This is a genomic window from Acidovorax sp. Root219 (genome assembly GCF_001428665.1).
Taxonomy (GTDB): Bacteria; Pseudomonadota; Gammaproteobacteria; order Burkholderiales; family Burkholderiaceae_C; genus Acidovorax.
Genome location: NZ_LMIJ01000011.1, coordinates 810,493 through 835,103 on the forward strand (window position 1 = coordinate 810,493; position 24,611 = coordinate 835,103).

Below are 24,611 nucleotides of genomic sequence, written 5' to 3' on the forward strand. Positions count from 1 at the left end.
GCGTTCAACCGCCCTGCGCACCCTTTTCCAGGCTGAAGCCTTCGTCGAGCCAGCCCGTCACCCCGCCGATCATCAGCTTCACCGGCCGGCCCAGCCGCGCCAGCCGCACGGCGCTGCGGTGCGCGCCATTGCAGTGCGGGCCTGCGCAATAGACGACGAACAGCGTGCCGGGCGCATAGGCGGCCATCTTCGCTTCGATGATCTTGGCGTGCGGCAGGCTCACCGCGCCAAGCACATGGCCGGCCTCGTACAGCGCGTGGCTGCGCACGTCCAGCAGCACGAAGTCCTGCACGCCGCGGTCCATGGCGTCGTGCACGTCCCAGCAATCGGTCTCGAAAGCGAAGGCGGCCTCGAAATGCGCCAGCGCTGCGGTGCTGTGGGCTGCGGGGATGGCGCCCACGGCGCTGGGGGAAGAGGTCATGGCAACTGGCTCCTTGAATAGCGTTTCAGATGCCTCCAGTGTCGCCAGGGGGGGCCACTCCGGCCAGTGGCCGCAATGACAATCTTCGGTAACATTGCGCCATGCCCCACCTTGTCGCGATCCTGGCCTACGACCGCCTGTGTACCTTCGAATTCGGCTGCGCGGTCGAGCTCTTCGCGCTGGAGCGGCCCGAGCTGGAAGCGGTGGACTGGTACCGCTACGCCGTGTGCGCGGTGGAGCCCGGCCCGCTGCGCGCCATGGGCGGTGTGCAGGTGCAGGCGCCGCATGGCCTGGCCATGCTGGCGCGCGCCGACACCATCGTGGTGCCCGGCTGGCGCGATGCGGCCGAGCGCCCGCCCGAGGTGCTGCTGCGGGCTTTGCAGCGTGCCTGGCGGCGCGGCGCGCGCATCTGCTCCATCTGCTCGGGCGTGTTCGTGCTCGCGCATGCGGGGCTGCTCGCAGGCCGGCGCGCCACCACGCACTGGCGCCATGCCGAGCGCTTGGCCAGCGAGTTCCCCGACATCACGGTGGATGTCTCGGCGCTGTATGTGGACGAAGGCCAGGCCATTACTTCAGCGGGTTCCGCCGCGGGCCTGGACATGCTGCTGCACCTGGTGCGGCGCGACCATGGCGCGCGCGTGGCGAACACCGTGGCGCAGCGGCTCGTGATGTCGCCGCACCGCGATGGCGGGCAGGCGCAGTTCGTGCCGCGGCCCATGCCGTCCGCCGAGGAGAGCAGCATCGCGCGCCTGCTCGACTGGCTGCGCGAGAACGCCCGCCAGGCGCACACGGTGGATTCCATGGCGGCGTTTGCGCAGATGAGCCGGCGCACACTGCAGCGCCGCTTCAAGGACAGCACGGGCCTGTCGCCGCAGGACTGGCTGGTGCGCGAGCGTGTGGCCATCGCCAAGGAACTGCTGGAAACCCACCCGACCATGCCCATCGACGCGGTGGCCGACCTGGCTGGCCTGGGCTCGCCCGAATCGCTGCGCCGGCATTTCCGCCTGCACCGGTTGCCGGCGCCCTCGCGCTATCGGCAGATCTTTTCAGAACCTGTTCTCAGGCCCTTCGGGTGAGGCCTCGGCCCTGCAGCACGGGCTCGGCTGACAGCCGCTCGCGCGCGAATTCCACGAAGGCCCGCACCTTGGCCGGCGCGCGCCGCCCCGCCGGGTAGACGATGTGCACGGGCACGGGCGGCGGCTCGTGTGCGGCCAGCACCACGCGCAGCCGGCCCGCGCGCACGCCCTGCGCCGCCTGGTAGGCGAGGCAGCGCGTGAGGCCCAGGCCCGATTCGGCGGCGGCGATGTCCACCTCGTTGCTGTTGCTGATCCAGCTGAAATGCGGCTGGCCCACCACGCCCCCCTTGAACTTCCACGGCGAGACGCTGTTGTTGTCGAACGAGAAGCCGATGGCGCGGTGAGCTACCAGTTCATCGGGGTGGCGCGGCTCGCCGTGCTGCGCCAGGTAGGCGGGCGAGGCCACCACCAGCCGGCGCAGCGCACCCACCTGCACGGCGGTGAGGCCCGAGTCCGGCAGGTGGGCGATGCGGATCGCCACGTCCATGCCCTCTTCAAGCAGGTGCACCAGCCGGTTCACGAACAGCGTGCGCACCTGCACGCGCGGCTGCGCGTGCAGGAAGGCCTGCACGACGGGCGCCACATGCCGCATGCCGAACATCTGCGGCGCGGTGATGGCCAGCAGGCCCCGGGGCTCGGCCTGCCCGCCGCTGGCGGCCTGCTCGGCCTCCTGCAGGTCGGTGAGGATGGGGCGGCAGTCGGCCAAGAAGCGCTCGCCCGCCTCGGTCAGCCGCACGGTGCGCGTGCTGCGCTGAAACAGCAGCACCGACAGGCGCGCTTCCAGCGCCGCAATGGCGCGCGTGACGGCCGTGGCCGACACCCCCAGGCGCCGCGCGGCGGCGGCAAAGCCCCCCGCATCGGCCACGGCGACGAAGCAGCGCAGGGTGTCAAGATGGTCCATTGTTGCGACATCCGCAATTTTGATTGCCGCACTATGGCTATTCACGGCAGGTTTGGCAATGGATATCGTGGAGTCCTCTGTGTTTCCCCCTCTGACAAGGACCTTCCACCATGGCACCCTCCGCACCCCTCACGCTCTACCGCATGCCCATCTCGGGCCACAGCCACCGGGTCGAGCTCATGCTGTCCATGCTCGGCCTGCCCCATGCGCTGGTCCATGTGGACGTGATCGCCGGCGAGCACCGCCAGGCCGCCCACCTGGCGCGCAACCCGCTGGGCCAGATCCCGGTGCTGGTCGATGGCGATCTGGTGCTGTCCGACAGCAACGGCATCCTGGTCTACCTGGTGCAGCGCTATGCACCTGGCAGCCACTGGATCCCGCAGGACCCGGTGGGCCAGGCCGCCCTGCAGCGCTGGTTCAGCCTGGCGGCCGGCATGCTGGCGCCCGGGGCATCGAGCGCACGTTTTGCCGCCATCACAGGCCGCGAACCCAGCGAGGCGGCACTGGCCATCGGCCGCCGGCTGTTCGACTTCATGGAGCCCGCGCTCGAAGGCCGCGACTGGCTGCTGGGCGGTGGCGCTCCCACGCTGGCCGACATCGCCATGGTGAGCTACACCTCGCAGGCGCCGATCGGCGGGCTCTCGCTGGCGGCGTACCCACGCATCGCCGCCTGGGTCGCGCGGGTCGAGGCTCTGCCGGGCTATGTGCCCCTGGCCGACCGCCTGCCAGCCCCTGACGCTGCGGTGCCGGCATGAGCGCCGCGCCCGCCGCCGCCTTTCACGTGGGCGAGCAGGCCCTGCAGGAGCGTGTGGGCGTGCGCGAGCGCATGGCCGCCGTCGGGCCCGTGGTGCTGCGCGACCAGATGCCCGACCAGCACCGCGAACTGTTCGAGAAACTGCCCACCTTGCTGCTGGGCGCGCTCGATGATCATGGCCAGCCCTGGGCGACCATGGTGGCCGGGCCGCCCGGTTTCGTGCACACGCCCGATGCCGGGTCCATGCACCTGGCCGTGGCGCCCGATGCCGCCGACCCGGTGCTGGCCCGGCTGGTACCTGGTGCGCCGGTGGGCGTGCTCGGGCTGGAGCCGCACACCCGCCGGCGCAACCGCATGAACGGACGGGTGGCTGCATTCGGTGCCCGCGGGCTGGAAGTGGGCGTGGCGCAGAGCTTTGGCAACTGCCCCAAGTACATCCAGGCGCGAGCGCCCTGCCTGCGCGCGGTGGTGACGCCCCCGGCACCGGCCCAGGTGCTGGGCGCGGGGCTCGATGCCGCCGCGCTGGGCCTGATTGCGCGCAGCGACACGATGTTCATCGCCAGTGCCTCGGCCGCACAGCCGGGCACACGGCGCAACGAAGGCGTGGACGTGTCGCACCGCGGCGGCGAACCGGGTTTCGTTCATGCCGAGCACACGGAGCAGGGACTGGCGTTGACACTGCCCGACTACCCCGGCAACCTGTTCTTCAACACTCTGGGTAACCTCGCGCTGCACCCGCAGGCCGGGCTGCTGTGGGTGGACTACGAGGACGGTGGCCTGCTGCATGTGGCCGCCCGCGCCGAGCTGCTCTGGGACGAGGCCTCGCGTGCACGCTGGCCCGGCGCGCAGCGCGTGCTGCGGCTGCAGGTGCTGGGCGGCATCTGGCGCGCGAACGCCTTGCCCTGGCGCTGGACGGCGGCCGAGCTGGCGCCGCAGTTCAGCGCGATGCGTGCGCGTGTGACGGGATAAGGGGTGCGATGGCCTTGCGCGGCGTGGTGGCCTCGGCCTCCACCATGCGCGCGCTGCGCTCGTGGGCACCGCGCGTCAGTTCGGTGATCAGCGCGGCTTCGGGCAGGTTGTGCCAGTAGCGCTGCGGCATCTCCTTGCGCATCATGTCGGTCTTCAGGCGAGCGGGGTTGAAGATGTGGCGGTAGTAGGTGAGCCACAGGGCCTCGCCCGCATCGGGCGGTGGTGCGTCGCTGCGCTGGCCGCCGGGGCCAGTGTGCAATTGCGCGCCGTCCCAGCGCACGCTGGCATCGGGCGTGAGGATGGCCCAGTGCATCTGCGTGAAGCGCCGCACGAAGAAGCCGGCATTGGCTTCGGTGATGAAATGGTCGGGCTCGAACCAGGCCACCTGCACGGTGCGGCCCTCGCCGTCGGTCACCGGGCGAAAGCGCACGAAGGCGTGCATCTTGTGCATGTCGCGCGCCACGGCGCGCACCATGTGGTGGGCCTGCATGCGGTCGGTATCGAGCGGGTCGTGGCGCAGCCCGCGTTCGTGGGACATGCGCCACAGCAGCCGGTACATGAGCGCAAAGCGCGCCGGGTTGCGGTGCAGCACCAGGCGTTCGCACAGGCGCAGAAAATCCTCGGGCACCCGCGGCGCCGGGCCTCCTGCCTGCCGTGGCAGCGCATCCAGGGGCAGGCCCGATGGTGCGGGCGCGGCGAACAGGTCCTGTGCAGCGCCTTGCGCGGTGAACCACTCCACCTCCTGTGGCGGCACCCCGGCCTGCACTAGCGTGCGTGCGGCCTGGCGAAAGCCCGGCCAGTCGGTGGCATGTGCGAGGGTGATGGTGTGCAGTGCCATGGTGGCTTGTCTCAATCGAAAAGGCCGCGCTGCGTCGGCGGCGGGGCCATGCGGGCGGCCAGATCGGTCGCATCCAGCGTGCGGCCGGGCCGGTAGTCGGCCGCTTCCACGAAGGGCAGCACCTTCTTGAGCGGTACGTGCAGCCGCGCCAGGTCGGCGTGCCGCAGGCTGCGCACGCGGCGCGCGGCCAGCAGGCGGTCCACCGTCTGCACGCCGAAGCCGGGCACGCGCAGCATCAGCTCGCGCGGCGCGGTGTTCAGGTTCACAGGAAAGCGCTCGCGGTGCGCAATCGCCCAGGCGAGCTTGGGGTCCATGTCCAGTGCCAGCATGCCGTCCTGGCCTGCGGGAACGATCTCGCCGTGTGCGAAGCCGTAAAAGCGCATCAGCCAGTCGGCCTGGTAGAGCCGGTGCTCGCGCACGGTGGGCGGTGCAATCAGCGGCAGCGCGCGCGCCGCATCGGGGATGGGGCTAAAGGCCGAGTAGTACACGCGCCGCAGCCGGTGCACGCCGTACAGCCCGGCGCTGGTGGCCAGGATGGTGCGGTCGTCGGTGGCGTCGGCGCCGACGATCATCTGCGTGCTCTGGCCGCCCGGCGCGAAGTGCGGTGCCGGGGCCCGGCGGGCGCGCACCGAAGCGGGCATGGACACTACCTTGGCGGCAGCCTGCTCCTTGCGCGCCTGCCGCGCGTCCTCGATGTGCACCGCCATGCGCGCCATCGAGCGTGCAATGGCCGCGCCGTCCTTTTGCGGCGCCAGGGCCGTGAGCCCTTCGGGCGTGGGCAGCTCCACGTTGATGCTCAACCGGTCGGCATGGCGGCCGGCGCGCTCCATGAGCTCGGGCGAGGCATCGGGGATGGTCTTCAGGTGGATGTAGCCGCGAAAATCGTGCTCCTCGCGCAGCACGCGCGCCACCTCCACCACCTGCTCCATGGTGTAGTCGGGGCTCTGGATGATGCCGCTCGAAAGGAACAGCCCCTCGATGCAGTTGCGCCGGTAGAAGTCCAGCGTGAGGTCCACCACCTCCTGCACCGTGAAGCGGGCGCGGGCCACATTGCTGCTGACCCGGTTCACGCAGTACAGGCAGTCGTACTGGCAGAAGTTGGTCAGCAAGATCTTGAGCAGCGAGATGCAGCGCCCGTCGGGCGCATAGCTGTGGCAGATGCCCATGCCCTCGGTGGACCCCATGCCGCGCCCGCCCAGCGAATCGCGGGGTGCGGCGCCGCTCGAAGCGCAGGAGGCGTCGTACTTGGCGGCGTCGGCCAGCATGGCCAGCTTGGATTGTAAATTCACTGTATGAATTTACAGTGAATTGCGCGGTTTGACCAGTGCAGGGGTATTGGGCGTTGCCCGGCGGTGCCGTTCAGAACTCCACGTCCACCTTTACGCTGTCGGTGTAGGTGCCCACGGGCACGTTCGGCTGGTCCGCATAGACGCTCGCGGTGTAGGGCATCACCTGCAGGGTCAGGCCGTCGGCCATGCCCAGGCCCGCAGCGCGCGCCGTGCCGACGCTGCCCCAGACACTGATATCGGGCTTGAAGATGTTGTACTGCAGCCGGTTGCTGCCACTGGCCATCTGCCGCCGCGTGCCATTGGCTTGGCCGCCCATGTCCAGCCCCACCGAGTAGGTCATGCCCTTGGTGCACAGCAGGGAAATACTCTGCGAGACGGCGCTGAATCCGCTGGGCAGGGGCGCCGAACCGAACTGGATGTCCGGCGCCGTGATGGTGCAATCGTTGATGACCACCAGGGTCACGGTCAGGGTGCGATCCTCATTGCCGTTGCGCACGTTGCCCACGCAGGCAGAGCCCACGGCAATGCCTTCGCAGATGTTCGCATAGGTCCAGTTGACGGTGATGCTGTCCGTGTAGGTGCCTGCCGGCACGTTGGCGCCCGCCAGCGTGCTGATCTTGATGCCGATGGTGGCGCTGTTGTTGCTCAGCAGCGAAACCGCGTTGATGCCATTGAGGTCAAGTATCAACAGCCCGGAGGTGAAGGTACCGCCGCCCACCGGGCTGATTTGGTAGGGAATGGTGATGGCGCTGTTCAGCGTGTTCTTCAGCGTGAGGCCGGAGGTGGCGGTGGTGATCTTGGCCTTGAGCGTAGGCGTGGCAAACAGCGCCAGCACCACCGATCCGCAGCCGAGCTTGAAGTCTGCCGTGGTGGTGATGGGTGAGCCGCTGCGCACCCGCTGCGAAGGGTGGGTGCCCAGCGCACCGCTGGTCTCGGTAGCGGCGCAAATGGCCAATACCTGCACCGGGCATGAGGCCAGCACCAGGCAGGCCCACAGGCTGCGCCAGCGCTGCAGCAGGGTGTAGAGGGTTGTCATCGCACAGCTCCTTCCTGGGGGCGCGGGGTGGTGGGCAGGCAGCGGACGATCAGGTCACGCGATGACGCATACGCCGCTTCGGAAAAGTCGGCCTTGCAAAGCTCGCCCTCGGGGGTGCGCACCTGCAGGGCGTTCTGGGGCCGCAGCACGGTGAGGTAGACCACGCCATCCCAGCCCACCACGGTCTGCATGTTGCCCGGCGTGTGGAGCACGGCGCTGCCGGCCTTCATGGGCGTGCCCTGCGCATCCACCAGCGTGATGGTGGCCGTGCGCAGCTTGAGCACCGGCAGCTCCACCAGCATGCCGGCATTGCGCGAGACGGACATGCGCCGCTCCAGCGCCGGAATGTGCACGTCGGCCGGCAGGGTGAGCGGGTCCACCGCGTAGCGCCCCGGGTAGTAGGCGGGTACGCTGGGCACCAGCAGGTAGCCCTGGGCGTTGGTGTGGCCGGCCAACTGGTTCTCGTACAGGATGGGCACGTCGGGCATGCCCTGGGTAGAGACGAGCGCGAAGCCGTCGTACACGCGGTTGGCCGCGAACAGGTGCCCGTCGATGCTGCCCAGCGAGCCCGACAGCGTGCCCCACTGCATGGTCTGGCCAGGGCTGGCACTGACCCCACCCTCCACACTCAGCGTGCTGTTGCGGTACTGCAGAGCGGCCTGGCTGTAGCGCTGGGGGCCGCCCGAGAGCGTCTGCGCCACGTTCCAGCCATAGCCGCCTTCGGTGGGCATGGTGCGCTGGTAGCTGGCATAGGTCTGGGTGGATTCGCGGTTCTTCGACGTGGCCAGTTGGGCCGTAGAGCGGTCGCCCAGGAAATAGGTGAGCTGCAGCCGCAACTGGTTTTCCCGGGTTTCCACCGTACGCCCCGCCGTGACCGAGAGGAAGGTGTTGCCTGCGATCGGCAGGTTGTAGCTGGCGAACGCCAGGCGGTTGCGCTCGTTCCTGGCATTGCGCATGTCCAGCCAGCCCCCCGTGACCGAGCCCGTGCCCAGGTTCCAGCTCACGCTCAACTGGCGTGATCGCAGGGACAGCTGGTAGCCGTCGTCGGCATAGGTGCTGGCGTCGCCGAAGCGCGCGTCGCGGCCGGTCTGCTGGTAGGAGAAGCCTGCGCGCGGCGTATGGTATTGCCAGCCTGCGGAATACTGCCAGCCACTGCCAGAGCGCGCCGTGGTGCCGCGTGTCAGGGAGGCATTGGCGATGCCCAGCATGCCCAGGCCGGCCATGCCGCCGATGCCCACCACGCCAAGCCCCTTGCCCAACTGCGCCTGGGCTTCCAGGGTGACGCGGTCCGACAGGCCCTGGCGGTACACGCCTGCGGCAATCGGCCGGCCATAGGCAAAGCTGCGCAGCCCATAGGCCCTGCGCAAGGTGCCCAACGAGAGGGAGTAGTCCGTCCAGCCGGGGCGCAGCAGCTCCCGGTTCACATAGAACGGAATGGTTGTCTGGACCTGACGCCCAAGGGCGTCGGTGGTCACTACCGAGGCCGTGCCGGCACCGCTGACCACAGGAAGCTCGCCCAGCGTGAACGGCCCGGGGGCCACGCGGTGGCTGGCGGCCTTGAAGCCGTTGACGAACAGGTCCACGGCCGAAGGCAGGGCGGCCTGGCCGGCGAACTCGGGCAGGGGATAGGTGATGAGGTCGGGGCGCACGCCGAAGTTGCGCGCCCACTGCACGCCGGCCATGCGCACGGAGGTGGTCCAGGGCAGCGAGTCCGTCACCAGGTCTCCGTAGGTGGTCTCCGTGGCCCTGGCGTTGTCCACGCTCGTCCAGCGCGTGTCGTAGCGTATGTAGCCGCGGCTTGCGCCGCTGGAATGCAGGCGGACGATGCCGGTGTTGGAGGCTACGCCGCGGGGATTGAAGTAGCGTTGTTCGGACCACAGCGAGGTGAGCGACTGCGCGCGCGAGTGGCTCGTGTAGAGGTCATAGTTGAACAGCATGCCGCTGCCGGTGACGCTGGTGGGTGTTTCCTCGGGCGTCTCGTCGGCCAGGCGCTGCATGGGAAGCCACTGTGCGGGCACGGACAGGCGCAGCCGCTGGCCCAGGGCGTCGTAGTCGGCCGTGACGCCGGGCAGCGCATCCACCGCGACCCGGGCGCCCGCGGGCTGGCCGTTTTGCACATGCATCTGGCGCAAGGTCTGCGCTTCGATCTCGAAATGGGGGCCGCGCTGCAGCACTTCCACCAGCGCCCCGGACGCCTGGCCGTTGACCTCGACATCGAGGTACAGCACCACGGGTTGCGCGGCTGCATCCGGCGCCGAGGGCGGCGGCGGATAAGTGCCCGCAGAAAGCTGCGCAGGAAGGAAGGCACCGAGCACCAGGGCGCGGCCCGCGCGGGCCAAGAAGCCAGGGCGTTCATCGCGGTGCACGGGGAACCAGGGTTTCAACCCCGTTGATCGTGGCCTTGAGCTCCGGGTTGGCCGGCGGTGGCGCCTCCAGCTCCCACTGCATCTGGCTGCCTGGCAGCACATAGCCCATGAGTCCTTCATTGATGGAGATGGCGCCCCGGCTGCCGGCATTCCATTGCACGGAGGTCAGGCGGGCGTGGCCCGCCCCCTGGTTTCGCACCACGAGCTGGTGCCGGTTGCCCTGCTTCGTGGCCTGCCAAGTCAGGGAGGGCGGCAAGGGCTTGCCCTTGCCGCCAGCCAGCAGGGGCTTGGTCGGCCGAAACGGCTGCGCGCCCTCGCCATAGACGAACAACGGGATGGCGTAGCGCACGTTCAGGCGGATGCCCATGCCGGTTTCCGCGCCTGCAGGCATTTGCGCCGGGTCGCCGGGGGCGGGCAGCTCGTCGATCACCACCCGGTAGGCATCCTCCAGGCCCGTGGGTGGGCGCCGGGCGGCGATCAGTCGCACCATCTGCCGTTTGCCGGCCGGCACCAGGCTGATGGGCGGGCTGGCCACCACGTCCTTTTGCGCCGAGAAGAATTCCTCGCCATCGGTCTGGCTCCAGTCCAGTACCCGGACCTGCAGAGAGACGGCGGCGGTGCCGCGGTTTTCCAGCCAGACGGCCACGGCCTGCTGTTCCTCGGTGATCACGGGATCGACCGGCCAGATCATCAGCGGGGTGGCTGCATGCGCCCAGCCAGCGCAGGCAGCGAGCGCGAAGGCCATGCAGCGCGCGGTGCGCAGCCAGGCGACGGCAGAAGGGAAAGCCGTGAGGTGGTGCGTGCTCACCATGTCACGGTCACCTGCACCGTGTCCACATAGGTGCCGGCCATGGCGGCGGAGCCGGGCAGGACCAGATTGCCCCGGATGGGCAGGGCCGTCGGTGTTGTGCCCATAGTGATGCCGACTGCCACGTTGGGCGCCAGGGCGGTCACCGTGCCGGCCACCAGCGACAGCGTGTACGGGATGAACTGGCCGGCCCCGTTGGACAGGCGGCGCTGTGCGCCCTGCAGGTTCAGCCCACCGTTCACGCTGACCTGCGCCGCCGTGCCGGCCGTGCACACCAGTTGGGCCTGCATCCCCATGTCGTTGCTGGCCATGGCGGTGACCGTGCCGGTGCTGACCGCGGAGTGCGTGCCGAAGTTGACCGAGCCGAAGGGCACGCCCGTCACCTGCGAGGAGTTGCCGGACACGATGCAGCCGCTCACGACGGAGGCGTTCACCGCAAAGGAGGGGCTGGTGGGCGCCGTCGCGGCCATCGCTGCCAGTGACGTGCACAGCAACGGCAGCACGATGGCCACCTGCGGGCTGGCCTGGCTTCTGGCGCGCGAGCCTCTTCCTGCACGCGCATGCATTTCTTGAACCATGGATGATGCTCCCTCGGCCGCCCGCCACGGCCTGTGGTGTGATGCGGATTTGCCTTCAACCGTCTAACGTCGTTGGTTCGCCTTGCCGTGCTACAGCACTGTCTGCGGCTCCCGCCTAGTCATACGATCGAATGCAAATCCTCATTGGCGCTCCCGCGCTCTTCGCACACCCATTCCCCTGCTGCCTCTGTCTCCTGGTGGTTGCGACCGGTGGTCCGGCGCCCGGAGATCAGTAGGTCAGCGTGATCTGCAGCGTATCCGTGTACATGCCCGCCGGCAGCGCCGAGGGGTCTGACTTGTTGATCTGGCCATAGATGGGCAGCGCAAAGGCCACGCCATTGGCTGGCACCGTGATCCCCGTGATCGCCGCTCCGGTCGGATAGGCTTGGCTGTGCGCCGGGTCGCGGAACACGTCATACGGGATGTAGGCCGCCGTGCTACCGTTGCGCATGGCGCGGCTGCCGGCGCCGATGGAGCCCCCCTGGCCAGCGTAAGAGCCCGGGCCCACCAGGATGCTGATCCCCAGCACATCGGGTGAGCACACGATCTGCGTGGGGCCCGAGACGCTCTCGCCGCCGGAGGCCGTGGCGTTGACGATGCCCGTGAAGGTGCTGGGCCTGGTGCCGAAGTCCAGCAGGCCGAAGTTCACGCCGGAGGCGTTGCCGGAGCTCCCCGCGATCACGCAGCCCGCCGTGAGCTGAATCTGCGACTGCAGCGTGCCGGTGAGTGTGCCTGCCAGCGTCGGCCATGCCAGCATGCCGGCCGCCAGGGCCAGTGCCGCTGCGTAGCGCTTTCGGTGGGGTGCGCACGCGCTGGCAGGGGATGGGCGCAGGCTCTCCATCGGGTGTCGCCTCGGTCGATTTCGCTCGGTTGCTCGCATGGTGTCCTCCTCTCAAAGCCGGAAGAAAAGCAGAGGAGACCCGTTGTGACCGGGACCGTCTGCCGAAGCTACGAGAGCACCTTGCCCCGTTATTGGCCGAGCGTCCAGCTTTTTTTTACCCAGGTGGGTGCGAAGGCACTTTGGAGGCGCACGCGCTGCTGTTCCTCGAAGGGCGGCGAACGTGTGATGTGTGGGCGTTGATCAGCCTGGGGTTGTGGGTCGGCTGCGGCGGCTGTCAGAACGGTCAGAGCAAAGCGGGGTCGCTCAGGGCTGCTGGGGGATCAGAACGGGGCGGGCGGCACGTCTGTGGCGGCACCGCCCGGCGCGCCACCACTGCGCCGGGGAATGAGCTGCGCGTCAAGCAAGGCCTCGATGCGGGCGAAGATCTCATGGCGCGAGAACGGCTTTTTCATGAAATCGTCAGCGCCGATCCGATTGGCATAGAACTGCTCGGTGGCGTGCTCGTTGCCGCTGATCATGATCACCGGGATGTGCTGCGAGGCAGGCAGCCTGCGAATGGTGCGCAGTGCATTGAACCCGTTCATGCCCGGGAGGATGATGTCGAGAAAGACCAGGTCGGGTGGTTCCTCGGCGATCAGGGCCAGGCCCTTCTCTGCATCCAGCGCCTCGCGCGTTTCATAGCCTGCCGAGAGCAGCGTCTTGCGCAGGACGGCGACCACGGTCGGCGAGTCGTCGATGATCAGCACCCTGGTGCCTTTTCGCGCATTGACACGCCTGTGCTTGCGCCGCTCCAGGGGGTCTGCGGCACGTGCGGGGGGGGCGTCTGGACGGTCCGTCGTCTTGCGCATACCGCCCAGAAGGCGGTCGAAGATACTCATGGTGCGGGCTCGCTTCTCGCTGGATAGGGGCTCAACAGGCGCCAAGTATCCAGGATGTTGGGCTGCGGCAGAAGATGCCGGCGGTCCGCAGGCATCGCCAGGTGAGAACAATTGGGCGCTTTTGCTATTTTTTTAGCGGCCAGTGGCGCAGCCCCGCCATCATTGCTCCCCGGCCTTCTGCCGGTCCTTGCGCAGCGCCCGCCGCAGCAGCCGGGTGGCGCGGTCACGCAAGGGCGAGGCATGGGGCTCCGCCGGCGCTTGCGCCTTGGCCTTGGTGCATGCAGTGAGAAAATCCTCGAGGATGGCGGTGTCGTCCAGCGTATCGGAGCCCACCTTGTGGAACTCGGGGTGCCATTGCGTGGCGGCGATGTAGCCGCGCCCGGGGGCAGGCTTGAGGCGAATGGCTTCGGGCACGCCATCCGGTTCGCTCAGGGCCTCCACCTCGAAGTCCGGCGCCACGCGCTTGATGCCCTGGTGGTGGATACTGTTGACGCGTGCCCGGGGCTTTTCTGGATAGAGCTGCGCCAGGCGCGTGCCGGGCACGATTTCGATGTCGTGGAAATGCTGGTCGTAGGTGGTGGCGTTGCGGTGCTGCTGGGCGCCGGGGTGCTGGAACTCGATGTCCTGGTACAGCGCACCGCCGAAGGCCACGTTGATCAATTGCAGGCCCCGGCAGACGCCGAAGATGGGCTTGCGCACTTCGGCAAAAGCCTTGACCACCGCCAGGTCGTACAGGTCGCGCACGCGGTCGCCCACCCATTCTTCCCGCAGCGGCTCCTCGCCGTAGTTGCCCGGCCACACGTCCGCACCGCCGTGCATCACCACGCCATCGAGCCAATCGGCATAGTGGGCCAGCGTCACGTCGCCGCGTGCTGTTTCGCCCGTGGGGCAGGGCACCATCACCACCATGGCCCCGGCCGACATCAGCCAGTGCGCGATGGACTGCTCCACATACTGCAGGGTCTTGTTGGTGAACAGGGAGCGGGTGGGGTCGGCATGCTGGAAACAGGCGGACAGGCCAATCTTGAGGCGGGGGGCGGCGGGCATGGGTGGGGGCTCCATAGGCATGTGCACCAGAGGCTGCGCATGCAAGGCAATAGGTATTTACGTTGTAGCACCCGCACCCTGCGCCGTCTGTAGGAAAGGGCCGTGCACGCCTGTGGCTGCGCCACCCGGTGCTATGAAATGTGGCTTTCTTCATGAAATGGCGGGTTGCCGTTGGTGCCTGGTGTGCTGCGGCCCGCCCTCGTTCCCGATAATTTCGGTAACCGGGTGTGACGGGCTGCGGCCTGCCCGTTCGTGGCCGCACCTGCGTCGGCCGCTGCCCGCCCCATAGGAAAACAAGGCTTCTCCATGCGCCACCCCTCGATGCAGCTTTCCGCGCTCACCATGTTCCTGGCCCTGGCCTGGCCCCCGAGCCATGCCGCCGTGCCGCCGGGTGCGGCGGCCGAGATCGTGGGCCTGCAAGGCCCGGGCGACCAGCGCGCTGCGGCCACGCCGGATTGGAAGCCGGCACGCCAGGCCCAGGCGCTGGCGCCCGGCGACTTCGTGCGCACGCGCGACGCCGCACGCATGGCCCTGCTGTTTGCCGACGACACCCAGTTGCGCCTGCACCAGAACACGGTGCTGCAGGTCAAGGCGGTGGCCACGCCTGCGCAGCCCATGACCACGCTGATGCTCAGCGCCGGCCGGGCCTGGACGCAGACGCGCCGCGCCGACGGCAGCCGCCTCACGCTGGAAACGCCCGCCGCCACGGCCGCGATCCGTGGCACGGACTGGGACATCGAGGTCGCTGGCGATGGCCGCACGCTGATCACCGTGCTCTCGGGCACGGTGGAGTTCGGCAACGCCCAGGGTCAGGTGTCGGTGGCCGCCAACGAGGCCGCCTACGCCGATGTGGGCCAGGCCCCGGTGAAGATGGTGCTGAGCCAGCCGCGCGACCGCATCCAGTGGGTGAATGCGCTGCGCGCCGATCCGCTGCCTTCGCTCGCGGCGCAGGGCCATACCGATGGTGGCATGCCTGCCGCGCTGGACCCGGTGCGGCGCGCGCTGGCTGCCCGCGATGCGGCCGCTGCAGCCGCCGCATTGGCCCAGGTGCGCAGCCAGGTGCCCGCCGTCTGGGCAGCCGCCATGGAGTCCGCCGTGGCGCTGCAGGCGGGTGACCTGCAGACCGCCCGCGCCCGGCTTGCGCAGCAGGTCGACGGCGCGGGCCAGCCGCCCGTGCTGGCCGCCTGGCTCATGCAGTCGGATCTGCAACTGCTCGACGGCGATGGACCTGCGGCCGTGAACACCCTGCGCACGGCGCTCACGCAGCATTGGCCTGCCCATCCGGCCCTGGTGGCCCAGTTGGCGCGCGTGCAATTGCTCACTGACAGGGTCGAAGAGGCGCAGGCCACGCTGGCGGAAACCAGCGACGCAAGCGACGGGGGCCTGGCGCTGGTGCGCGCCGAGCTGGCCCGCCGCCAGGGCAATGGGCCGGCGGCCATTGCGGCCTACACCGAGGCCACGGCGCGCATGCCCGGCGACGCACGGGTCTGGCAGGGTCTGGGCAGCGCACATGTGGAGCGCGAGGAGACCGGCCCTGCACGCAAGGCACTGGGCCAGGCGCTGGCACTCGATGCGCAGACGCCGGGGGCGCAGGGCGAGCGGGGCACGCTCGAAACCTTTGTCAACCAGTTCACCGAGGCAGGGCAGGCGTTTGAAGTCGCCCTGCGCGACAACCCTGCCGACTATGTGGCGCTCACCGGGCAGGGGCTGATGCACCTCAAGCAGGGCAGGCCGCAGGCCGCGCTCGGCGACTTCCTGCGCGCCGGCGTGATGGAGCCGCGCTATGCGCGTGCCAAGGTCTGGACGGCGGTGGCTTACTACCAGCTCGGACGCACGCCCGATGCGCTGGCCACGCTGCGCCAGGCAAGTGCCCTCGACGACAAGGACCCCTTGCCCTACCTGCTGCTGGCGCAGATCCAGACCGATCTGTTCCAGCCCGGCGATGCCGTCGAGTCCGCCCGCGCGGCCGTGCAGCGCATGCCCTACCTCAAGTCGCTCAACCAGGTGGCCAATGACCAGAAGGGCAGCGCCAACCTGGGCGCTTCGCTGGCCTTCTTCGGCATGGAGGACTGGGCACTGGAGCTGGCGCAAAAAAGCTTTTCGCCGTATTGGGGCGGCAGCCACCTGTTCCTGGCCGACCGCTACCGTGGCGAGTTCAACAAGAACTCGGCCCTGTTCCAGGGCTTTCTGACCGACCCCATGGCTTTTGGCGCCAGCCAGCTGCATTCCTCGCTGCTGCAGCGGCCGGGCAGCCACGGTGCTCTGGGCATGATGCTGGACCGCGAGTTCTACCGCATGCGCGCGCCCTCGCTCACGCTCAATGGAATGGACAACAGCCAGGTGCCGGTGTCCTGGTTCTTCAAGGCGCAGAACGCACGCAGCAAGCGCTTTCCGATCGACGTGGGGGTGTTCAACGTACCGGCGTTTCACGACTCCACGGGAGGCGCCGACGTGGGGGCCGACGTGCTGACGCTGGGGCTGGGCATGCAGCCCACCGAGCGCCTGAACCTGTTCGTGTATGCCAACCAGTTTGACGTGTCGCTGCAGGGGCGCAACCGGCTGGACCTCTGGGGCGATGGGTCCGACGTGCTGCAGACCACGGGAAGCAACCGGGTGCGCCTGGGGATGGCGGGGCTGTCCTACCGCTGGAGCCCGGTGCAGCAAACCTGGCTCAAGCTGGGGCGCAGCACGGAGCACACGCGCTCCGAGAACTACCCCACCCTGTTTCTGTTCCAGCCGCTGGCGGCCCTCATGGGCCTCAAGGCCTCGCCCGACAAGGCCTTCACCGATCTGCAGCTGCGCCACACGGTGGACCCGCAGCCCGGCCAGCGCCTGAGCGTGACGCTGGAGCATGTGGCGGAAAAACAATCCAGCGAAGTCAGCGGCTACGGCCCCCTGATCCGCCGGGACAGCGCCGTGGCCCCCGACATCATGGTGTTTGCCGGCGTCAACGAGATCGACCGGCGCTACACCGGTCTGACCCTGGCCGGCAGCCAGCAGTTCACGCCGGACCTGCTGCTCGATGGTGCGCTGGGGCTGCAGCAGATCCGCCACCGGGTGCGCGGGGGCAATGCGGTGGGCCTGCTGGTGCGGGACGTCAGCGAATCGAGCCAGGCGCGCCGCGCGGACACGCAGCGGGTGGCCACCCCGCGCGTGGGCCTGGTGTTCACCCCGGCGGTGGGCAGCACGCTGCGCATGGCCTACCAGGACTGGCTGCGCCCGCTGAGTGCGTCCACGCTCACCAGCGTGGAGACGGCCGGCATTCCGGTCGAAGACCGCTTGGTGGAGGCCGGTGGCCGCCATCGGCGCACGGTGGCGCAGCTGGGCATGGAGGTCGACGAACGCACCTTCGTGAGCCTGCGCGCCGACCACCTGCGCGTGCGCAACCCCGGCGTGATCGGGGTGGACCTGCGCACGCCCAGCATGCCTTTCCTGGAGGAGATGCGCAACGCGCAAATGATCAACCTGTCGACCACCGATGTGCTCGAAGGCACCCCGGGATTCGAGGAGGGCAGCCTGCAGGCCCTGGGCGCGGGCGTGAACCGCATGTTCAGCCGCCAGTGGTCGGGCTATGCCAAGTACCTGTTCCAGCACAGCCGCAGCCAGTACCTGGACAGCACCAGCAACAGCCTGGTGCGCGACCTGCGCATCCCCTACATACCGCGCCACTCGGCGGTGATCGGGGCTACCTGGGCCAGCGCGCAGCGTGTGTACCTGAGCGCCCGGGCGGTCTACCGGTCCGAGCGCTTCGAGGACAAGCAGAACCTCACGCGCCGCCCGCCGGGCTGGAACCTGGACATCGCGGGCTACTGGGAAACGCAGGACAAGCACTGGGTGGTGGGCGCGGGGGTGCTGAACCTGTTCGGAGACCGTTCCGACCGCCAGTCCGTGCGGTACGTGATCGATGCGCGCTACCGTTTCTAGGAGTGCATGGCGCGAAGCGGTCCTGGCGCTCGCCGCCAGCGCGCTGGTGCTGCTGCTCGCCTGGGCTGCCACGTTCACCCGGCCCTGGCATGCGCTGGAGTTCAAGACCTTCGACGTGCTCACAGCGCTTTCGGCGCCCCAGCGGGGCGCCTATCCCGTGGTGATCCTCGCGATCGATGAGCCCACCTTCCAGGAGCTGCAGCAGCACTGGCCCTTTCCACGCAGCCTGCATGCGCGCCTGATCGAGCGTGTGCATGCGGACGGGGCTGCCGCGATCGGCATGGACGTGGTGTTTGCCGACCCGACCAGCGAAGAGGAGGACGCGGCGCTGGAGCGCGCCGTGGCCGTTGCCGCGCCCGTGGCCCTGGCTTCGGCGCGGGAGAAGATCGACAGCGGCAATTCCACGCTGTGGACCGATGTGCCGCCACTGCAGCGGTTGCTGGCTGCGGGCGGCCGGGCGGGCAGCGCGCTGGTGCAGCCCGACGACGACTTCGTGGTGCGCCGCGCCTTCGGTGAGTCCGACAGCCTGGCCATGCAGTTGGCGCGCCGGGTGGCGGGCGCTGGGGCCAACGACCTGCGGCCCGCCGAGTGGCTGGCCTACCGGGGCCCGCGCGGCACCTTTGACACGCGCTCGTACTACCAGGCGCTGGAGCCCGGGCTGCTGCCGCCTGGCTTTTTCAAGGGCAAGATCGTGCTGGTCGGGCGGTCCGCGCTAAGCGCATCGGAGCTTGAGAATGCGCGCGCGGACCTGTTCAATTCGCCCTTCGGTTCTGTCGGGGGCGATCGCCTTTTTCCCGGCGTGGAACTGCAGGCCACGCAGCTGGACAACCTGCTTGCGGGCGATGGCCTGCGCAGCGCACCTGGCCATTGGACGCCCGTGCTGGTGCTCCTGATGATCCCTCTGGTGGTATGGGCCGGTCGACGCCTGCACACGGGCTGGGCGATCGTGCTGATGGCGGCCTTGGTGGTGGCCATGGGGCTCGCTTCGTGGCTGTTGTTCGCCTACGCACGGTTGTGGTGGCCGCCGTTGATGCCCATGGCTGCTGCCCTGGGGTTGACGAGCGCTACCGCGCTGGTCATTTACGCCACGGTGCGCCAAAGAGCCCAGCAGACCCGCGCCATGTTCGCCCAGTACGTGCCGCCCGCCGTGGTGGCGCGCCTGGTGGCCGAGCCCGGGCTGATGCGCCTGGGCGGCGAGGTGCGCGAGGTGACCATCATGTTCACCGACCTGGCCAATTTCACGACCTTGTCCGAGCAGCTCAGCGCCGAGCAGACGGTGGAACTGCTCTCCGGCTACTTCGACGCCATGACGCCCATCATCCACGCCAGCGGCGGCACGGTGGACAAGTTCATAGGCGACGCCGTGATGGCCTTCTGGGGTGCGCCGCTCGACGATGCGCAGCATGCCGAGCATGCGGTGCACGCGGCCCTGGACATGCAAAAGGCCATGGAGCCGCTGGTGGCCGGTCTGCGCGCGCGCGGCCTGCCGCCGCTGCAAATGCGCATCGGCTTGCACACCGGTCGGGTGGTGGTGGGCAACGTGGGCTCGCAGCAGCGCTTTTCGTACACGGTGATCGGCGATGCGGTGAACCTTGCGGCGCGCCTGGAGGGCGCGAACAAGGCCTTCGGCACGGGCATCCTGCTGTCGCAGGCCACGGCGCGGCAACTGCCGGCCACCCTGCCCGTGCGCGTGCTGGACGAGGTCATCGTCAAGGGCCGGGCCGAGTCGGTACGCGTCTTCACGCTATGCGCGGACCGCGAGGTCTGCGCGCTGTCTGCCGCAGCCCTGGATGCCTTCCACGGGGGCGATGCGGCCACGGCTGCGGCTCTCCTCGACCAGTTGCTGCAACGCTGTCCCGGCGACCCAGCCGCCCTGCGCTTGCAGAACCGCGTGGCCGAGGCGGCGGCGCTGCCTTCGGGCATGCCCTGGCCCACCGCCGTCGCGCTGGACAAGTTGTAAGAACCTGTGTTTAACAGGTTCTTACCCGGCCGATTCGCGCTGTGGCGCCTTTGGTGCCACCATGGGGCCATGGCTGCGGCCTGTCGCCGCCGCCTTTTTCTCGCAACCACCCCAAGGAGCCCCGCATGCAAGTACAAGTCAACACCGACGACCACATCAACGGCAGCGAATCCCTGGCCCAATGGGTGACAGACGAAGCCAAGACCCGCCTGGCGCGCTTCCAGGACCATGTGACGCGGCTGGAGGTATTCCTGTCCGATGTCGATGCCGGCAAGTCCGGCGCCAAGGACAAGCGCTGCCGTATCGAGGCTCGCGTCACGGGCCGCCAACCCGTCACGGTGACGGACGAGGCCGACAAGATGGCCAACGCCTTCATCGGTGCCACCGACAAGCTGGCGCGCGCGCTCGACACCGATCTGGGACGGGCCAAGGACCGCCATGGCCGCGACACCATCCGCGCGGCCGAAGCTGAGTAGCTTCTAGAGATCCAGCACCAGCAGCTTGCCCTTGGCCCGCGAGCAGCAGGGCATGCACTGCTCGTTGCTGGCCCGCTCCTCCTCGGTGAGGTACATGTCGCGGTGGTCCACCTCGCCTTCGAGCACGCGCGTAAGGCAGGTGCCGCACACCCCCTGCTCGCACGAGGTCATGATGTCCACGCCCTGGGGGCGCAGCGCATCGACGATGGAGATACCGGCCGGTATGGTGTAAGTGCTGCCGGTGCTGGCGATGCGCACCTCGAACTCGCCATCGCCCGAGGTGTCCTGTGCCGGCGCACCGAAGTATTCGAGGTGAATGCGGTCCGCCGGCCAGCCCAGGTTCTGGGCGGTGTTCACCACATGGTCGATGAAGCCGGCGGGGCCGCAGACGTACAGGCGCGCGTCCGGTGCGACGTCGGCCAGTACGGCCATGAGGTCGAGCTTCTGCTCGGGCCCGCCCTCGTCGGTGTGCACCTGCACGTGGGGCGCCATGGCGGATGCGGCAATCTCCTGGGTGAACGCCGTGCGTGCCAATGAACGGGTGCAGTAGTGCAGCGTGAAGTCGGCGCCGGTGTTGGCCAGGCGCTCTGCCATGCACAAGAGCGGTGTCACGCCGATGCCACCCGCCAGCAGCAGGGTGCGCTGCGCGGGGTGCAGCTCGAAATGGTTGCGCGGCGTGCTGATGGTGATCACGTCACCTTCGTGCACGGCATCGTGCATGCCGGCAGAGCCACCGCGCGAGGCTGCGTCGCGCAGCACGGCGATGCGGTAGCGGTGCTGCTCGCCTGCGCTGTTGCACAGCGAATACTGGCGTGTGAGGCCGCCGGGCACGTGCACGTCGATGTGCGAGCCGGCGCTGAAGGCCGGCAGCGGCGCACCATCGGTGCGGGCCAGTTCGAAGCTGGCGATGCCCTCGGCCTCGGCCTGCTTGCGCACCACGCGCACCTGCAGGGTTTCCTGCGCGGTCGTCATGCTGCCTGCTCCGCCGCCAGGGTGCGGTCGATCACCTTGCGCGATTGCACGCCGCCTGCGTCAATGTTGAGCATGAGCAGCTTGCGCTCGGGGTGGCGCAGCAGGTTCAGCTGCTGCAGCTCCAGCATTTCGCGGTCTTCGGAAAAGATCTTGCCCTGGCCTTCGCGGATCTGCGCGGTGAGGGCCGGATCGTCGGGTTTGAAGTGGCGCGCCATGCCCCAGAAGTAGTGGATCGAGGTCTCGGTCTCGGGCGTGATGAAGTCCACGACGATGCTCGACGCCTTCTTGTCCGCCGGGGCTTCGTAGCCGCCGTGGCCGGCGAGCGCCACGCCCACTTCGATCAGCACGTGGCTCGGTGGCGTGAAGTGGCAGATCTGCCAGCGGTCCACGGGCTGGTCGTCGGGCAGGCCGTTCATGCGCAGCGCCATCTGCCAGAACGGGGGCGCCTGGATACCTTCCATGAAACGGCTGGTGATGACCTCGTCGCCCTCGACGCGGGTCTTGCAAGGCGCCTCGTCGATCTCCTTCTGGCCGATGCTGTTGGAATGCACATAGGTCTCGTGCGTCAGGTCCATCAGGTTGTCGACCATCAGCCGGTAGTCGCAGGCAATGTGGTACAGCCCGCCGCCGTAGGCCCACTCGGGGCTCTCGGCCCATGCGAGGTGGTGGATCTTCGCCGGGTCGGCCTGCGCGGCATCGCCGGGCCAGACCCAGATGAAGCCGTAGCGCTCCACCACCGGAAAACTGCGCGTGCGCGGAAAGCCCTGCACGCGCTGGCCCGGCATCGAGACGGCCTTGCCATCGCAGCCCACGCGCAGCCCGTGGTAGCCGCACATCAATTGGCCATCGCAGACGGTGCCCAGCGACAGGGGCGCGCCGCGGTGGGGGCAGAAGTCGTCGAGCGCGGCGACCTGGTCGGGTGCCGGGCGGTAGAAGACCATCTTCTCGCCGCAGATGGTGCGGCCCAGGGGTTTGTCGGCAATCTCGTCGGGGGTGCAGGCGACGTACCAGGCATTCTTGGGGAACATGGTGCTTGTCTCTCTCCGTGGGGGAAGGATGTGTCGCGCCGCAGGCTTGTATACAGCCAGCCTGCGAATCGCTGTATTCGTGGGTGGATTGTGCGAAAAAGCCCGATTTCTGTATACATCAAAAAGCCATAAATCAGCTATCGCGCACTGGCATATCACGTAAGATGTTGTTTTGTATAGGCCGGCGTCGAAGTGCGATGGAGGTTTGGCGGATTTCTGTATACATTCAGCCTTACGCCAGAACTCCCGCTCCGCACCAACCATGAACCATCCCGAACCCCAGGCCCTGGCCGCCCTTGGGGACGCTGCAGAAGCTGGCGCCTCGCAGTCGGTCAAGGCCCAGTTGCGGCTGCGCGAGATGATCCTGGCCGGCGAGCTGGCCGGTGGTGCGCGCATTGCCGAGTTGCCGCTGGTGGAGATGCTCGGGGTCTCGCGCACCCCCATCCGGGCCGCACTGATGCGGCTGGAGCAGGAAGGGCTGCTGCACCGCCTGCCCGGTGGCGGCTATGCCGTGCGAACCTTCTCGGAAACCGACGTGGCCGATGCCATCGAACTGCGCGGCACCATGGAGGGGCTGGCCGCGCGGCTGGCGGCCGAGCGCGGGGTGGCGGCGGACGTGATGGCCGAAACTGTGCAATGCCTGGACCAGATCGACACCGTGCTGGCGCCACGCTCGCTCGACGACGAAGGTTTTTCGGCCTATGTGGCGCTCAATGCGCGCTTTCACCATCTGCTCAGCCGCATGGTGGGCAGCGAGGTCATCGTGCGCGAACTCGACCGGGTCAAGGGCCTGCCGTTCGCCTCGCCCTCGGCCTTCGTGGTGGTGCAGACGCATTCGCCCGCTGCGCGCGACATGCTGGTGGTGGCGCAGGACCAGCACCGCCAGGTGCTGGACGCCATAGAGCGGCGCGAGGGCGCGCGGGCCGAGGCCATCATGCGCGAGCACTCGCGCATCACGCGGCGCAACCTGCTCGCAGCCGTGCAGGCATCACAGGGTCAGGGTTTGCCCGGGGTGCAGCTCATCAGGGAAAGCGCCTGACCTATAACTGTTGCAAGTTATCACAATCGGCGATATCTAAAAGTCCGAAATCCCGCTTGTGCATTGCCCTGCGCCGTACCAGACTCCGGCCAGCACACGCTGTATACAACGACACTCACAACGACATTCAACAGGAGACAAAGCACCATGCACAAACGCCACCTTCTGAGCGCCTCGGCCGCTGCCGCCCTGACCCTGGTCGGCGGCCTGGCGGCCCTGCCGGCCGCAGCCCAGGACAACGTCTTCAAGATCGGCCTGGTTCTGCCCATGACGGGGCAGCAGGCGACCACTGGCCGCCAGATCGAGGCCGCCGCGCGCCTGTACATGGCGCAGAACGGTGACACGGTCGGTGGCAAGAAGGTGCAGCTTATCGTCAAGGACGACACCAGCCTGCCGGACGTGACGCGCCGCCTGGCCCAGGAGCTGGTGGTGAACGACAAGGTCAACGTGCTTGCCGGCATGGGCATCACGCCTTCGGCCATGGCCACGGCGCCGCTGGCCACGCAGGCCAAGACCCCGCTGGTGGTGATGGCCGCGGCCACGTCCAGCATCACCGAGGCGTCGCCCTATGTGGTGCGCACCAGCTTCACCTTGCCCCAGGTGTCGGTGGCACTGGCCGATTGGGCGCCCAAGAATGGCATCAAGAAGGTTGTGACGCTGGTCAGCGACTATGGCCCGGGCATCGATGCCGAGAAATTCTTCAACCAGCGCCTGACATTCAATGGCGGCCAGGTGACCGAGGCGCTGCGCGTGCCGCTGCGCAACCCGGACTTCGCCCCTTTCCTGCAGAAGGTGCGCGACGCCAAGCCCGATGCGCTGTTCGTCTTCGTGCCCTCGGGCGCGGGCGCCGCGGTGATGAAGCAGTTCCTGGAGCGTGGCATGGACAAGGCCGGCATCAAGCTCATCGCCACCGGCGATGTGACCGATGACGACCAGCTCAACGACATGGGCGACGGCGCCCTGGGCGTGGTCACCTCGCACCACTATTCAGCCGCGCATCCCTCGCCGTTGAACAAGAAGTTCGTCGACGCCTTCGAGAAGGCCAACAAGGGCCTGCGCCCCAACTTCATGGCCGTGGGCGGCTACGACGGCATGCGCGTGATCTACGAAGCGCTCAAGACCACCAAGGGCGCGGGCGGTGGCGATGCGCTGCTGGCCGCCATGAAGGGCCAGGTCTTCGAGAGCCCGCGCGGCCCGGTGTTCATCGACGCGCAGACCCGCGACATCGTGCAGAACGTCTACCTGCGCAAGGTCGAGCGCGTCAACGGCCAGCTGTACAACGTGGAGTTCGACGTGATCAAGGACGTGAAAGATCCCGGCAAGACGAAATAGGTAACCCCCTGAGTCGCTTCGCGCCATCCCCCTACAGGGGGACGCCACCCCTGGCCTGGCGAAGCCAGTTCCACGGTG

General features: G+C 68.5%; 21 protein-coding genes. 8 read left to right on the forward strand and 13 right to left on the reverse strand.

Annotated features, from left to right (window positions below; all coding sequences use genetic code 11):
* Window positions 1-4: 4 nt before the first annotated feature.
* Window positions 5-421: a rhodanese-like domain-containing protein gene (locus tag ASE28_RS14455; RefSeq protein WP_057267164.1), complete on the reverse strand. Its 417-nt coding sequence runs from the start codon at window positions 419-421 to the stop codon at window positions 5-7.
* Window positions 422-522: 101 nt separating this feature from the next.
* On the opposite strand from ASE28_RS14455, the gene ftrA reads away from it, so the two are divergent.
* Window positions 523-1,497 carry a transcriptional regulator FtrA gene (ftrA, locus tag ASE28_RS14460; protein ID WP_057267166.1) on the forward strand — a complete coding sequence of 325 codons (975 nt, stop codon included), beginning with the start codon at window positions 523-525 and terminating at the stop codon, window positions 1,495-1,497.
* On the opposite strand, the gene ASE28_RS14465 is transcribed toward ftrA, so the two are convergent.
* Window positions 1,481-2,398, reverse strand: a complete 918-nt coding sequence (locus tag ASE28_RS14465; protein WP_057267168.1) for a LysR family transcriptional regulator — start codon at window positions 2,396-2,398, stop codon at window positions 1,481-1,483. The genes ftrA and ASE28_RS14465 overlap by 17 nt on opposite strands.
* A gap of 110 nt (window positions 2,399-2,508) precedes the next feature.
* Here ASE28_RS14465 and ASE28_RS14470 point away from each other — a divergent pair, with 110 nt between their 5' ends.
* Together ASE28_RS14470 and ASE28_RS14475 are read left to right on the forward strand one after the other, a co-directional pair.
* Window positions 2,509-3,153 carry a glutathione S-transferase family protein gene (locus ASE28_RS14470; protein WP_057267170.1) on the forward strand — a complete coding sequence of 215 codons (645 nt, stop codon included), beginning with the start codon at window positions 2,509-2,511 and terminating at the stop codon, window positions 3,151-3,153.
* Window positions 3,150-4,121, forward strand: a complete 972-nt coding sequence (locus tag ASE28_RS14475; protein WP_057267172.1) for a pyridoxamine 5'-phosphate oxidase family protein — start codon at window positions 3,150-3,152, stop codon at window positions 4,119-4,121. The genes ASE28_RS14470 and ASE28_RS14475 overlap by 4 nt, the downstream gene beginning before the upstream one ends.
* On the opposite strand, the gene ASE28_RS14480 is transcribed toward ASE28_RS14475, so the two are convergent.
* From ASE28_RS14480 to ASE28_RS14520, 9 genes are all read right to left on the reverse strand, one after another.
* Entirely contained in the window at window positions 4,090-4,959 is an 870-nt protein-coding gene (locus ASE28_RS14480) for a TIGR03915 family putative DNA repair protein (RefSeq protein WP_057267173.1), read from the reverse strand. The genes ASE28_RS14475 and ASE28_RS14480 overlap by 32 nt on opposite strands.
* 11 nt (window positions 4,960-4,970) lie before the next feature.
* Window positions 4,971-6,248 carry a putative DNA modification/repair radical SAM protein gene (locus ASE28_RS14485; RefSeq protein WP_057267175.1) on the reverse strand — a complete coding sequence of 426 codons (1,278 nt, stop codon included), beginning with the start codon at window positions 6,246-6,248 and terminating at the stop codon, window positions 4,971-4,973.
* A 70-nt stretch (window positions 6,249-6,318) separates the two neighbouring features.
* A complete protein-coding gene (locus ASE28_RS14490; RefSeq protein WP_057267176.1) occupies window positions 6,319-7,284 on the reverse strand; it encodes a spore coat U domain-containing protein in 966 nt (321 codons plus the stop codon).
* Window positions 7,281-9,668 carry a fimbria/pilus outer membrane usher protein gene (locus ASE28_RS14495; RefSeq protein ID WP_235516120.1) on the reverse strand — a complete coding sequence of 796 codons (2,388 nt, stop codon included), beginning with the start codon at window positions 9,666-9,668 and terminating at the stop codon, window positions 7,281-7,283. Before ASE28_RS14495 ends, ASE28_RS14490 begins: the two co-directional genes overlap by 4 nt.
* Window positions 9,637-10,461: a molecular chaperone gene (locus tag ASE28_RS14500; RefSeq protein ID WP_057200705.1), complete on the reverse strand. Its 825-nt coding sequence runs from the start codon at window positions 10,459-10,461 to the stop codon at window positions 9,637-9,639. The genes ASE28_RS14495 and ASE28_RS14500 overlap by 32 nt, the downstream gene beginning before the upstream one ends.
* The gene (locus ASE28_RS14505) at window positions 10,455-11,036 is read right to left on the reverse strand and encodes a spore coat protein U domain-containing protein (RefSeq protein WP_082608063.1); all 582 of its coding nucleotides are present in this window, start codon (window positions 11,034-11,036) and stop codon (window positions 10,455-10,457) included. The genes ASE28_RS14500 and ASE28_RS14505 overlap by 7 nt, the downstream gene beginning before the upstream one ends.
* Window positions 11,037-11,265: 229 nt before the next feature.
* The gene (locus ASE28_RS14510) at window positions 11,266-11,877 is read right to left on the reverse strand and encodes a spore coat U domain-containing protein (RefSeq protein WP_235514298.1); all 612 of its coding nucleotides are present in this window, start codon (window positions 11,875-11,877) and stop codon (window positions 11,266-11,268) included.
* A gap of 320 nt (window positions 11,878-12,197) precedes the next feature.
* Window positions 12,198-12,623: a PleD family two-component system response regulator gene (locus tag ASE28_RS14515; protein WP_235514307.1), complete on the reverse strand. Its 426-nt coding sequence runs from the start codon at window positions 12,621-12,623 to the stop codon at window positions 12,198-12,200.
* A 291-nt stretch (window positions 12,624-12,914) separates the two neighbouring features.
* Window positions 12,915-13,802 (reverse strand): gamma-glutamyl-gamma-aminobutyrate hydrolase family protein, encoded by an 888-nt coding sequence (locus ASE28_RS14520; RefSeq protein ID WP_157412373.1) that lies wholly within the window; start codon window positions 13,800-13,802, stop codon window positions 12,915-12,917.
* Window positions 13,803-14,108: 306 nt separating this feature from the next.
* Here ASE28_RS14520 and ASE28_RS14525 point away from each other — a divergent pair, with 306 nt between their 5' ends.
* The 3 genes from ASE28_RS14525 to ASE28_RS14535 all read left to right on the forward strand — a co-directional run bounded on the left by ASE28_RS14525 (window position 14,109) and on the right by ASE28_RS14535 (window position 20,162).
* Complete coding sequence (locus ASE28_RS14525) at window positions 14,109-17,726, forward strand: TonB-dependent receptor domain-containing protein (RefSeq protein ID WP_057267182.1); 3,618 nt, start codon at window positions 14,109-14,111, stop codon at window positions 17,724-17,726.
* Window positions 17,707-19,686: an adenylate/guanylate cyclase domain-containing protein gene (locus tag ASE28_RS14530; RefSeq protein WP_057267185.1), complete on the forward strand. Its 1,980-nt coding sequence runs from the start codon at window positions 17,707-17,709 to the stop codon at window positions 19,684-19,686. Before ASE28_RS14525 ends, ASE28_RS14530 begins: the two co-directional genes overlap by 20 nt.
* Window positions 19,687-19,811: 125 nt before the next feature.
* Entirely contained in the window at window positions 19,812-20,162 is a 351-nt protein-coding gene (locus ASE28_RS14535) for an HPF/RaiA family ribosome-associated protein (RefSeq protein WP_057267186.1), read from the forward strand.
* A gap of 3 nt (window positions 20,163-20,165) precedes the next feature.
* Here the strand turns inward: ASE28_RS14535 and ASE28_RS14540 are convergent, their stop codons facing one another.
* A complete protein-coding gene (locus ASE28_RS14540; protein WP_057267188.1) occupies window positions 20,166-21,134 on the reverse strand; it encodes a PDR/VanB family oxidoreductase in 969 nt (322 codons plus the stop codon).
* Entirely contained in the window at window positions 21,131-22,162 is a 1,032-nt protein-coding gene (locus ASE28_RS14545; protein ID WP_057267191.1) for an aromatic ring-hydroxylating dioxygenase subunit alpha, read from the reverse strand. Before ASE28_RS14545 ends, ASE28_RS14540 begins: the two co-directional genes overlap by 4 nt.
* Window positions 22,163-22,424: 262 nt before the next feature.
* Between ASE28_RS14545 and ASE28_RS14550 the strand changes: the two genes are divergently transcribed.
* Together ASE28_RS14550 and ASE28_RS14555 are read left to right on the forward strand one after the other, a co-directional pair.
* Complete coding sequence (locus ASE28_RS14550; protein WP_057267197.1) at window positions 22,425-23,201, forward strand: GntR family transcriptional regulator; 777 nt, start codon at window positions 22,425-22,427, stop codon at window positions 23,199-23,201.
* A gap of 147 nt (window positions 23,202-23,348) precedes the next feature.
* Complete coding sequence (locus tag ASE28_RS14555) at window positions 23,349-24,533, forward strand: ABC transporter substrate-binding protein (RefSeq protein WP_057267199.1); 1,185 nt, start codon at window positions 23,349-23,351, stop codon at window positions 24,531-24,533.
* Window positions 24,534-24,611 lie beyond the last annotated feature (78 nt).